The sequence below is a fragment of the Pseudomonas sp. GB2N2 genome, assembly GCF_054897705.1.
Genome location: NZ_CM142701.1, coordinates 2,392,228 through 2,401,713, shown reverse-complemented (window position 1 = coordinate 2,401,713; position 9,486 = coordinate 2,392,228). Strand labels below are relative to the sequence as shown.

18 protein-coding genes and 1 tRNA gene are annotated in these 9,486 nt (G+C 56.3%); 18 read left to right on the top strand and 1 reads right to left on the bottom strand.

Annotated features, from left to right (window positions below; all coding sequences use genetic code 11):
* Positions 1–129 precede the first annotated feature (129 nt).
* Positions 130–519, top strand: a complete 390-nt coding sequence (locus tag ACYZT4_RS11110) for a DUF3077 domain-containing protein (RefSeq protein ID WP_461987751.1) — start codon at positions 130–132, stop codon at positions 517–519.
* Complete coding sequence (locus ACYZT4_RS11105; RefSeq protein ID WP_461987749.1) at positions 516–1,313, top strand: phage antirepressor KilAC domain-containing protein; 798 nt, start codon at positions 516–518, stop codon at positions 1,311–1,313. Before ACYZT4_RS11110 ends, ACYZT4_RS11105 begins: the two co-directional genes overlap by 4 nt.
* 44 nt (positions 1,314–1,357) lie before the next feature.
* Here ACYZT4_RS11105 and ACYZT4_RS11100 read toward each other — a convergent pair whose 3' ends face one another.
* Positions 1,358–1,810: a hypothetical protein gene (locus ACYZT4_RS11100; RefSeq protein WP_461987747.1), complete on the bottom strand. Its 453-nt coding sequence runs from the start codon at positions 1,808–1,810 to the stop codon at positions 1,358–1,360.
* A 72-nt stretch (positions 1,811–1,882) separates the two neighbouring features.
* On the opposite strand from ACYZT4_RS11100, the gene ACYZT4_RS11095 reads away from it, so the two are divergent.
* The 16 genes from ACYZT4_RS11095 (at position 1,883) to ACYZT4_RS11020 (ending at position 9,483) form a co-directional block, all read left to right on the top strand.
* The gene (locus ACYZT4_RS11095) at positions 1,883–2,128 is read left to right on the top strand and encodes a YdaS family helix-turn-helix protein (RefSeq protein ID WP_461987745.1); all 246 of its coding nucleotides are present in this window, start codon (positions 1,883–1,885) and stop codon (positions 2,126–2,128) included.
* 64 nt (positions 2,129–2,192) lie between these two features.
* Positions 2,193–2,615 (top strand): phage regulatory CII family protein, encoded by a 423-nt coding sequence (locus ACYZT4_RS11090; RefSeq protein ID WP_461987743.1) that lies wholly within the window; start codon positions 2,193–2,195, stop codon positions 2,613–2,615.
* Between the two features lie 146 nt (positions 2,616–2,761).
* Positions 2,762–3,142 carry a hypothetical protein gene (locus tag ACYZT4_RS11085; RefSeq protein ID WP_461987741.1) on the top strand — a complete coding sequence of 127 codons (381 nt, stop codon included), beginning with the start codon at positions 2,762–2,764 and terminating at the stop codon, positions 3,140–3,142.
* Positions 3,143–3,418, top strand: coding sequence for a hypothetical protein (locus ACYZT4_RS11080; protein ID WP_461987739.1), 276 nt, complete (start codon positions 3,143–3,145; stop codon positions 3,416–3,418).
* A 3-nt stretch (positions 3,419–3,421) separates the two neighbouring features.
* A complete protein-coding gene (locus ACYZT4_RS11075; RefSeq protein ID WP_461987737.1) occupies positions 3,422–4,153 on the top strand; it encodes a helix-turn-helix domain-containing protein in 732 nt (243 codons plus the stop codon).
* Positions 4,137–4,940 (top strand): ATP-binding protein, encoded by an 804-nt coding sequence (locus ACYZT4_RS11070; RefSeq protein ID WP_461987735.1) that lies wholly within the window; start codon positions 4,137–4,139, stop codon positions 4,938–4,940. Before ACYZT4_RS11075 ends, ACYZT4_RS11070 begins: the two co-directional genes overlap by 17 nt.
* Positions 4,937–6,307, top strand: coding sequence for a replicative DNA helicase (locus ACYZT4_RS11065; protein WP_461987734.1), 1,371 nt, complete (start codon positions 4,937–4,939; stop codon positions 6,305–6,307). The genes ACYZT4_RS11070 and ACYZT4_RS11065 overlap by 4 nt, the downstream gene beginning before the upstream one ends.
* Entirely contained in the window at positions 6,304–6,594 is a 291-nt protein-coding gene (locus ACYZT4_RS11060) for a hypothetical protein (protein ID WP_461987732.1), read from the top strand. The genes ACYZT4_RS11065 and ACYZT4_RS11060 overlap by 4 nt, the downstream gene beginning before the upstream one ends.
* Positions 6,591–6,977 carry an antiterminator Q family protein gene (locus ACYZT4_RS11055; protein ID WP_461987730.1) on the top strand — a complete coding sequence of 129 codons (387 nt, stop codon included), beginning with the start codon at positions 6,591–6,593 and terminating at the stop codon, positions 6,975–6,977. The genes ACYZT4_RS11060 and ACYZT4_RS11055 overlap by 4 nt, the downstream gene beginning before the upstream one ends.
* 179 nt (positions 6,978–7,156) lie before the next feature.
* The gene (locus ACYZT4_RS11050) at positions 7,157–7,519 is read left to right on the top strand and encodes a hypothetical protein (RefSeq protein WP_461987728.1); all 363 of its coding nucleotides are present in this window, start codon (positions 7,157–7,159) and stop codon (positions 7,517–7,519) included.
* Between the two features lie 77 nt (positions 7,520–7,596).
* A tRNA-OTHER gene (locus tag ACYZT4_RS11045) sits at positions 7,597–7,667 on the top strand.
* 294 nt (positions 7,668–7,961) lie between these two features.
* Positions 7,962–8,291, top strand: a complete 330-nt coding sequence (locus tag ACYZT4_RS11040) for a phage holin, lambda family (protein WP_461987726.1) — start codon at positions 7,962–7,964, stop codon at positions 8,289–8,291.
* Positions 8,288–8,707, top strand: coding sequence for a structural protein (locus ACYZT4_RS11035; RefSeq protein WP_461987724.1), 420 nt, complete (start codon positions 8,288–8,290; stop codon positions 8,705–8,707). Before ACYZT4_RS11040 ends, ACYZT4_RS11035 begins: the two co-directional genes overlap by 4 nt.
* Positions 8,708–8,712: 5 nt before the next feature.
* Positions 8,713–9,087, top strand: a complete 375-nt coding sequence (locus tag ACYZT4_RS11030; protein WP_461988654.1) for a hypothetical protein — start codon at positions 8,713–8,715, stop codon at positions 9,085–9,087.
* Positions 9,056–9,244, top strand: coding sequence for a hypothetical protein (locus ACYZT4_RS11025; RefSeq protein ID WP_461987722.1), 189 nt, complete (start codon positions 9,056–9,058; stop codon positions 9,242–9,244). The genes ACYZT4_RS11030 and ACYZT4_RS11025 overlap by 32 nt, the downstream gene beginning before the upstream one ends.
* Entirely contained in the window at positions 9,241–9,483 is a 243-nt protein-coding gene (locus ACYZT4_RS11020; protein ID WP_461987721.1) for a hypothetical protein, read from the top strand. Before ACYZT4_RS11025 ends, ACYZT4_RS11020 begins: the two co-directional genes overlap by 4 nt.
* The last annotated feature ends 3 nt before the right edge of the window (positions 9,484–9,486 follow it).

Here is a 9,486-nt window from a genome sequence, read left to right as displayed (position 1 = left end):
ATCGAGAACACAGATTCGCCTGCCGTGCGACCTGATGGCTTGGTTGAAGCAACAAGCCAAGGATCAAAATCGATCCATGAATGCCCAACTCGTGGAACTAATCGCGCAGGTAAAACGGAGAGCTCAGCAATGAGCGGGCATGAAAAAGCCCCAAGCGCGCCAACGCTTGAGGCCTATGAAGCAGTGAACTTTTCTAAGGACATTCACATGACCAAGCATACCGAAGTAAACGAAAAACTCAATGCTGCCGCTGTCAGGATGCCGGTCACAGTGGAGTTGTCCTTCGCAATTTGCAACCCGGACCAGGGGCACCTGCTTGCTGTTCGGCCCGGGATCCCAGTAACAGACGCCCTTGAGGAGGCGTCTTGCATTCTTAGTGAGTTGAAATCATCACTTGAGGCGGCTGCGACGGGGGTCGATGGAATCACGCCTAATCAAGCTTGGCTTCTGTTTCGGGCTGCGAATACAGCGAAGGTTATTGTCGACTCGACACATGCCGGCCTGGAGAACGCGCAATGAACATTTCCTCTAGTCAGCACGTGCAGAATGGCGTCGGGACACATTTTCGGATTCAACAGGATGTGTCGCGCTCCACAATGTCTTCTCGCGAGGTTGCGGATCTTGTTGGCTCGCGTCATGACAGCGTGAAACGCACCATCGAACGCCTTCAAGAGAATGGCGTTGTAAGCTTTACACCGTCGGTGGAAACCTCACACGAAGGCGCGGGCGCGCGACCAGTAGAAGTTTACCTGGTCAACAAGCGCGACAGCTTCGTTGTGGTCGCCCAGCTCAGCCCTGAGTTTACGGCTCGCCTCGTTGATCGCTGGCAGGAACTGGAACAGCAAGTTGCTAAGCCAGCCTTCGACTACGCGGCAGCACTTAGCGATCCCCGAACACTCCTGGCGCTGCTAACCGAAAACGTGACAAAGGTCGTTGCGTTGGAGGCGGACAATATCGAGCTCTCGAAAGAGAACCACGAACTGGAAGTGAAGGTGGAGCAGGATGCGCCGAAGGTGGCCTTCCACGACATGGTCGCGGTGTCCCATAAGACGTACAACGCAGCCCAGGCCGCGAAGATCATCGGCACTGGTCGAACTAGGCTGCTGCAGTTCATGCGCCAGAAGGGATGGGTGACGAGGAACAACGAGCCCTACCAGGTGAAGATCGAAGCAGGCCTACTCGATGTGAAGCTCGGCACCTTCGAGCATCCAATCGATGGCACGGTACCGACGTGCTCAACACTGATCACTGGCAAGGGGCTGGCCAAGCTTCAGGCTATGTGGCAGAGCAGGGAAGAGGATTTGCTGAAGTAGGAGCGAAGGGCCCGGCCTTGCGCCGGGCTTTTGCCATCTCGGGTTCAGGATTTTTCGGCGTTGGCTTTTTCGAGCAGCCCGGCGATGCCTTCCAGCAGAACCAGATCTGATTCCTTCAGCTTGCCCTTCGCCGCGGCTCTGGCCAGTTTCTCAACGATTGCGATTGCCCGGGGCGAGGCCGATCCCAGCATCGCTTGGTAGGCAGGCGAATGCTCGCGATGCACTTCATGTCGCGAGAACTCACCCTCGATGACGTTCGATCCGTAACCGCCCGGATTAACGAGGAGGCCAGGAGCCAGGCCGATTTTCTGCTCAAGATTGAGCGCAGCTTTCTCGCCCAAGCCTCGATGTCCGTTGAGGATCTGTGACAAATAGGACGCGTCCAGATCGTGCTGTTCGGCGAAATCTTTCTGGCTGAGTTGGCCGATTATGCGCCGCAGCGCTTCGACCCGAAGAGTTTTCATATCCATAGGCGAATAGTGATCCTGCGTTAGCAAACAGTAAATTATTTATTGCTATTGCAAAACAAATTAGCAAAGCGTAATCTTGAGATTCTTTCGGAGATCATCATGACGCTACTCGACCTCATCCGCTCCCTGGAGCCGTCCCAACTGGATTCCCTGGCAGAGCGCAGTGGCACCAGTGTCGGCAACCTTAAACAGATCGCCTACGGGTATCGCATGGCTGGTCCTGGGCTCGCCATCAATCTTGATCGCGAGTCGGGGAGGGCGGTGACGTGTGAAGAGCTTCGTCCTGATATCGACTGGGCTTACTTGCGTAATTCATCCACCAGCTCCGAGCAATCCGCGGCCTGATTCGAGTGAAGTTTCGCTCATCCCTAACACGTGCTGCCACGACAACCGTAAAGAGGTTTCCCGAATGGAACAGGTACATCGCGCAATTCATGAGGCAGTGCTTGATGCGGGGCCAAAGCAATTGGCTCACCTGATGGGCATGAGCCACACCGCGTTGCTCAATCGCAGCAACCCGAATGATGATTCGCATCGGCTGAACCTGGAGCAATTCCTACAGATCTTGGTGCACAGCAAGAATCCTGAGCCATTGCAGTTACTGGCGAGTGCGCTGGGGTACGAGTTGGTGCCTCTCGTGAGGCCTGAAGGGGTCAGCTTAATTCAAGCGCTAGTACATCTGGCTGCCGAGTCTGGGGATGTGTCACGCGCAGTCCATGACGCCATGGCTGACGGACATATCTCTCAGATCGAGAAGGCCGGTATCCAGAAAGAAATCGGCCATGTGCGACAGAGCTTGCTGGTGTTGGAAGAGTCGGTGAAGGCGGCGTGAATGCGCTGCCAGGGTAGGGCTTGCATTATTTCAAGCGGGAGGATGAAGAAATTCGCCCGGTGCAGAAAGCAACAAGCCCGGCGGGAACCGGGCTTATCAAATCGTCCTGTGCAACCAGGACAACACATCTCACAGAGGTACTTATCATGGCACACGCAATCCGTAGCGAACAAGCTCGCCTGTTGATGTCGATTAATTTCCCGCTTATTCGTACGCGCGACGACCTAAGTTTTACGTCTCGTGACGATCAAGGACGCATGGTCAATTGGCCGCGAAACAACCCGGGCGTTGCCGCCGACTGGGAAAAGGGCAAGACGTTCTTCGATCACGAAGTCAGCGCATTAGCGGCCTTTGACGAAACTGAAGCGTTCGAAGCCATTCAGTTCGCAATCACCGACATGTGCCGTCGCTGTACGTGCCTTGAAATTGGTTTTGCTGAGCGCGTTGCTGCAGCCGCTGTGTTGGGCCTGCGCGCCATGCGAAATGGCGAAGCCGATTTCCTTCCTGTCGATCAGGAGGACGACTAAATGGGCCGTTCAATCATTCCTCCAGGTCGCATCACCGGTGGCGCAGACACTTTAACGGGCAACCTTCAAACCTCGCCTGCTGAGCCCTTCTCAGCCTGCAAGATCGCCGGCCCTTGGCCAACCTATGCCAGCTTCCGAAATCTTCCTGAGCGCGAACGCTGGGTGCTCTACGGCAGCGCCAAGGCGTATCGGCAGTCTCTGGAGGATCAGGGATTCGTCATGGCTGAATCCTACGACGCTTTCATCAAGCGCGTTACTGACGAGATGGAGCTCTGACCTATGAGCATGGAATTGATGGTCAAAGCCATGAAGACGAAGGTGGGTAATCCGTTGCGCAAACTGGTGCTGATCAAGCTTGCTGATAACGCCAACGACCAGGGGGAGTGCTGGCCGTCCTACCAGCACATTGCTGATCAATGCGAGATAAGCCGCTCAACGGTGAAGGTTCACATTCGGGAGTTGGAGAACACGGGATTGCTTCGTCGTGAATTCCGTCGCAAAGGCGAGCTGAATCAGTCAAACGTCTTTCATCTGACGCTCTCTGGTGGGGCGTCAGATACCCCAGGGGGTGGGGCGGCAGAAAACCCACCTGGGGCGGCAGAAAACCCAGGGGGTGGGGCGGCAGCTGCCCCCAGAACCAGTCACCTTTATGAACCAGTCAAGGAACCTAAACCTATGGGCACTCCAGCACCACTGGAAGGGTTTGAAGCGTTCTGGAAGCTGTACCCGAAAAAGAAAAGCCGCAAGGAAGCACTCAAGACTTGGACGAAGCTGAATCCCGGAGCTGAACTACACCAGACCTTGATCGCTGCTCTTGGCGACCACTGCCTTTCCGAGGACTGGACCAAGAATGGTGGCCGCTACATTCCGAATGCCGCCACCTGGCTGAATGGTGAGCGGTGGCACGACATTCTCACGCCGGCTACCTCCAGCAAGTCATCGGCCTTCACCAACCTGCCGATCCATACCGAAGAGATGTATCCGGAGGTGAAAAATGGCGCGAATTTCTAATTTCTGCAAACAGCCTCAGGTCCGCTTTTTTGACCTCGACTGCGCCATACATGGTTCGGTGAACAGCTCCGAAACTGAGCAGTTCGATGGCTCGGTATTACCTCGGGGTTGCAAGCATTGCCACTGGGAGGCCCTGCACACGGCTCCGAAATCGACTGAGGCTTACGCCTTGGCGAAGGGTAGAAAGAAGGCTGAAGACCTGAACCAGTTACTCGTAGGCTCCGGTATCACACCACGGTTCAGCGCCTGCACCTTCGACACCTACAGGACCGCAGGTGGAGGTGAGGGCATGTCCAGGGCGCTGCATGCCTGTATGGACTACGTCGATCAGTTTCCCGATAACTACGCTGCTGGGCGCTCTCTGGTTCTTTCTGGCAACGTCGGTAATGGCAAAACCCATCTAGCTTGCGCGATGGTTCAGGCAGTCATTCGTAAGCATGGTGCCCGGGCCGTAATCGCCACCGCAGCTGAGATCATCCGAGTCTTCAAAGGCGCTATGGATCGTAACGCCGAGTACTCGGACAACGACATTCTGGAAGAGCTTGCGAGCTTTGATTTGTTGGTCATTGACGAAGTCGGCGCTCAAAGCGGTAGCGCATATGAGCTGAGCGTTCTGCATGAGGTCATCGATCGACGTTACCAGTTCGTCTTACCCACTGTGGTGGTTTCCAATCTTGTAACCGCGGATCTCACGCGTTACATCGGAGATCGCGCCTTGGATCGCCTACGGCAAGCGGGTGGACAAGCTGTCGGATTCAATTGGGCATCCGCGCGAGGTGCTGTATGACTCGGGAACTGTTCAGCGTCGAGGCGGAGCACGGGGTTCTCGGGGCAATCATGATGGACCCGAGTCTGTTCGACGACGTCACTAGTAAGGTAAAGATCTCGGACTTTCATGATCTGGAAAACGCCGCGTTGTATCAGGCAATTGTCGACTGCCATGCGATAGGGGATCCCATCGATGCGGTGACTGTAGGGCTGTTTCGCCCGCGGTTGCCTAGCGGTGAAAGCATGCTGGCATTCGCTGCCGAAATCGCCAACAACGTCCCAAGTACTGCGAACTGGAAGGCCTACGCTCGTCACGTTCGGGAACGTGCTGTGCTGCGTCAGGTTGTTCAGGCTGCTGACGTCATCAGAGAGCAGGTGAGTGAAGATCGGTCGTTGTCAGAGATCATCGCGCTCGCACAACAGGCTACTGCAGACCTTCGCGACCTGGATGACGACCACCCGAAGTATCAACGCCTTGATCACGTCATGGGCCGGGCTGCTGAAGGTGTCAATGACAAACACCTCGGCTTGAGGCCTGATTGGCCTTCAACCGGGCTGCAAAAGCTTGATGAGCTGATGCAGGGGATTCGACCGAAGAAGGTGACCATCATCGCCGGCCTGCCTGGTAGTGGGAAAACGACGTTGGCACTGCAGATCGCCCAACACAATGCCTGTGTCGCCAAGCTGCCGTGGTTAGTGTTCTCGATCGAAATGCCTGGCGAGGAACTGGGCGTGCGCGCTATCGCATCCCTTGGCGGTGTTGATCTCCGCAGGCTCGACAACCCAGAGAAAATGCAGGATGACGACTGGTCACGAATGGTCGGAGCAGTAGCCAAGGCGCATGGAGCCCCTCTGTTCATCTGTGACGAACCGCACCAGAGCCCAGCGACCATTCGATCAACCGCAAGGCAATGTCAGCGTGAACATGGCTTGGCCGGAATCATGGTCGACTATCTCGGCCTGGTTCAGTCGGAGCGAAGAGGGAGGACACGAAGTGAGGAGGTGGGCGCGATCAGCAAAGCGCTACTTCGCCTTGCGAAGGAGCTCAACATCCCGGTCGTAGAGCTCTCACAGTTGAACCGCGACTCCACCAAGCGTGTAGGCAAGAGGCCTCAGGCGAGCGATCTGCGCGACTCTGGCGAGATCGAGGCTGATGCCAGCTGCATTATCCTGGTTCATCGCGACATGGATAGCGAAGAGGGCCAGAACGGTGTGACCGAGCTGATCATGCCCAAGTGTCGACACGCGAAAGTCGGAAGCTGTCTCGTCCAGCAACAAGGGGAGTACGGTCGCTTCGCCGACTTCTGCAGCAATTCGTATCCATCCGACGAGGAGGTCGAGATGAATCGCCCCTTCGTCAGTAAGTACAGGGGGAAAACACAATGAACGATCGAAGCGCTGCACCGCTTCCGCGCAAAAGCATGAGTGAGCTGGAGCGGCAGTTTTTGAAAGTGGCCGCCGAAGAATTTGCCAAGATCAAGATCGGCGGCGCTGCAGCTTTGGCGTGTCTCCTGGAGATGGTTGCTTGCTGGCACGGGGGCCGGGGAAAGATCGGGTTCCACGACTTCGGCCAGCGTTGGCTCATTCAGGGCAACGCCAAGAATAAACCTGCCGACCGTTTGCTGCGTGATCTGTTTGGTTTGAGTGATCCAGATCCGAGGAAGGCCGCATGAAGAAGCGCACCTACGTCGATAAACCTCTGGGCGATACGGAATACCTGCTGGAGCAGTGGGGATGGTGGCGAATGGATGGGATGGGCGTACCACGCTACGTATCTCCGCTACTGGCACTCATGCGGGACAATGTCCAAATGGCTAGCACGGCCAGCTATGTCATCACTGACGATCAGGCGTTAGCAGTGGATTCAGCCGTAGCCAAGCTGACGCAACGTAGTGGTCAGATGGGCCTGTTCCTTTGGCTATACTTCGGTGCCAAGTGGACGATGGTGCGGGTAGGGGAGTCGGCTGGCATTTCGGAGCGATCTGCAAGGGAGCTAATCAAGTCCGGCGTCGGTTGGATTGACGGTGTATTGCATGGAATGAGTGAGGCTGCCTAGAAAACTCTTTCATGCCGGATAACAACCTGTTTCCATGGCACGGTGTTCAGCTGTTCCAGCGCGGCACCCAGGCAAAAGGCTCCGAAGACTCGTTGGGGCTTTTTGTTGCCGCGCAGTCTTTTGAGATTGGGATGATGTCTATATGATGGCATTGTCATCATCGGTCAGAAGGGAATCTCATGCGGTCGTTATTTGCAAAAACGTTTGGCGGGTTGAGCGGTCCGGTGTATCTCCGGCACTTTTTGTTCGGTGCTGTCATCGCCGCACTGCTGATCACCGTGTCGGTCAGCGGCAAGCATCAGCCAAATTTTGGGTTCATCACCTTCGTGCTGATCAACACAGTGCTGTATCCCTACGCAAGGTTCGTCTACGAGAGCGTGGTTAACTACATTGTCGGAAACAACCAGTTTTACTGGAACGCCACAACGTTCGTGATCGCGAAATACCTCACTATTATGGTGTGTTGGGCGTTCGCGATTTTCATCGCTCCCGTTGGGCTGATCTACCTGTTCTTCCGGAATAGCAAGCGTTCAGCGATGTGACGCTCGCCGAAAGCCCGGCCATTGAGTCGGGCTTTTTTGTTTATGCAGATGAATGCTTAGGCTGATGAGCAGTTAAACGGTGCCGTTCAGCGGTAGAACACTGGAAGTGGCGACCCAGGGGTCGCGGGTTCGAATCCCGCAGTGCTGGCAACAGTGCTTATATGCGCCGAGCTACCAATGCACGCCACATGGAAAGCCGGAGATCAGCACCGGTCATCTGCAACCAACTCCCCCGGCAGTGAAACAGCATAACGCTGCGAATCAGACCGGAACGCACCGCCGGGAGGAAACATCCGGCGCCGGATAAAGGTAACCGGCATAGCCCAGCCCTAAACCAGCTGGGCTTTTTTATGTCCCCATTTTGGCGAATCCGCTCCCCACGGAATTCCGCCAGGCCTCGCAGGCCTTCTTATCGCCCACATCCCGAAAGGGAACACCTGAGATGCCAAAGATGACTCCAGATAAAGACCCTACATCTTGGGCTGACGTCTGGCGAATCATCAGCAACCCTCTTTGGCAGGGAGCAATCATGGCCGCGACAATTTCTCTTCTTCGTGTTTTGTACGACGCCAAGGAGACGAAGGTGTGGCGAGTGATCCTTGAGTCTCTGATCTGTGGCGGGCTGAGCCTGTCAGCCAGCAGCATCATCAAGTGGATGGAGTGGCCTGACGGGTTGTCAGTGGCCGCTGGCGGGATGATTGGCTTCCTCGGCGTTACTGCCATCAGGGAGTTCGTCCTGAAATTCATTGGCAAGAAGGTGGAGACCGTATGACTACCACCCGAGGCGTGCGGAACAACAACCCCGGCAACATCGATTACGCACCGTCGAACAAGTGGCGCGGCCAGCTCCCGCCGAATCCAGCCATCGAGAAACGGTTTGCCCGGTTCGACACGCCAGAGAACGGCATCCGTGCGCTGTGCAAACTGCTGCTGACCTACCAGAACCGGTACGGGCTGAAGACGGTCAAGGACATCATCGGCCGCTGGGCACCGAGCAACGAGAACGACACCGCCGCGTACGTACGAGCAGTTGAGTCGAGCATCGGTATCAAGCCCGGAGTTGAGGTGGACTTGTGCCACGACGGCGTGATGCGAGCCTTCGTCAAGGCGATCATCCGCCACGAGAACGCCGGCTTTGGATACCCGCAGGCCGTCCTCGATGAAGGCGTGCGGCTGGGACTGACGTGAACGTCCTGCGTGCACTGGCGCTGGCAGCCGTCATAGGGTTGGTCGGCGCACTGCTCGTCGGCATCCAGCAATACCGCGTCATGGCCCTGCAAGCCTCTGTCACCTTTGAACAGGGCGAGAAGCAGAAGGCCGTGACTGCCAACACCGAAAGTCAAGCCACCATCACCACACTACAGGCCGAAGCCAAGCGCAACGCAGCGTTCCAGGCAGACCTGAACAAACGGCTACAGGCCAGTAAAGCCAAAGCCAGAAAGGCGGAGAAGGACTTTGAAGAACTCAAGCGCAACAGCAAGCCTGTTCGTGATTGGGCTGACCAGCCTCTGCCTGGCGGCCTGTTCAAGCCCGCCGATGGTGACAAAGACAAACGCACTACTAATTGAGTCGCCCGAACTCGTTCCGTGTGAGCGAGTGACCGCCGAAGACTCTGACCTGCGCACCAACGGCGATGTGTGGAACCTCAAAGACCGGGCAATCAATCTGCTCGACACCTGCGCCGATCAGGTAGACGCATCCATCCAGCGGAGTAAGAGCAAGTGACTAACTATCTGATCAAAACCCGTGACGGCGAGCTCCATCTTGTGACTGCTTCAACCTACGTGCAAGACGCCAACGGCTTGCGCTTCGTAGGGGATGCCGGAACCACTCGCGGGCTGTTCCCGCAATTCGAATGGATGAAGGTCAAAGACGACGAAGCCGTTGTCGTTCCAGGCCAAGCCAATCCGGTCGCGTCTTCTGAGCCTGCTGCCTCATCCTCGCCCGAATTGGCTGGGGAGTAAGAC

Bases quoted from the DNA above. Each gene is read 5' to 3' on its own strand.
- ACYZT4_RS11065 (WP_461987734.1), top strand. From the start codon at position 4,937: ATGACTCGGGAACTGTTCAGCGTCGAGGCGGAGCACGGGGTTCTCGGG.
- ACYZT4_RS11050 (WP_461987728.1), top strand. From the start codon at position 7,157: ATGCGGTCGTTATTTGCAAAAACGTTTGGCGGGTTGAGCGGTCCGGTG.
- ACYZT4_RS11110 (WP_461987751.1), top strand. From the start codon at position 130: ATGAGCGGGCATGAAAAAGCCCCAAGCGCGCCAACGCTTGAGGCCTAT.
- ACYZT4_RS11060 (WP_461987732.1), top strand. From the start codon at position 6,304: ATGAACGATCGAAGCGCTGCACCGCTTCCGCGCAAAAGCATGAGTGAG.
- ACYZT4_RS11035 (WP_461987724.1), top strand. From the start codon at position 8,288: ATGACTACCACCCGAGGCGTGCGGAACAACAACCCCGGCAACATCGAT.
- ACYZT4_RS11105 (WP_461987749.1), top strand. From the start codon at position 516: ATGAACATTTCCTCTAGTCAGCACGTGCAGAATGGCGTCGGGACACAT.
- ACYZT4_RS11080 (WP_461987739.1), top strand. From the start codon at position 3,143: ATGGGCCGTTCAATCATTCCTCCAGGTCGCATCACCGGTGGCGCAGAC.
- ACYZT4_RS11075 (WP_461987737.1), top strand. From the start codon at position 3,422: ATGAGCATGGAATTGATGGTCAAAGCCATGAAGACGAAGGTGGGTAAT.
- ACYZT4_RS11085 (WP_461987741.1), top strand. From the start codon at position 2,762: ATGGCACACGCAATCCGTAGCGAACAAGCTCGCCTGTTGATGTCGATT.
- ACYZT4_RS11025 (WP_461987722.1), top strand. From the start codon at position 9,056: ATGGTGACAAAGACAAACGCACTACTAATTGAGTCGCCCGAACTCGTT.
- ACYZT4_RS11090 (WP_461987743.1), top strand. From the start codon at position 2,193: ATGGAACAGGTACATCGCGCAATTCATGAGGCAGTGCTTGATGCGGGG.
- ACYZT4_RS11055 (WP_461987730.1), top strand. From the start codon at position 6,591: ATGAAGAAGCGCACCTACGTCGATAAACCTCTGGGCGATACGGAATAC.
- ACYZT4_RS11095 (WP_461987745.1), top strand. From the start codon at position 1,883: ATGACGCTACTCGACCTCATCCGCTCCCTGGAGCCGTCCCAACTGGAT.
- ACYZT4_RS11040 (WP_461987726.1), top strand. From the start codon at position 7,962: ATGCCAAAGATGACTCCAGATAAAGACCCTACATCTTGGGCTGACGTC.
- ACYZT4_RS11070 (WP_461987735.1), top strand. From the start codon at position 4,137: ATGGCGCGAATTTCTAATTTCTGCAAACAGCCTCAGGTCCGCTTTTTT.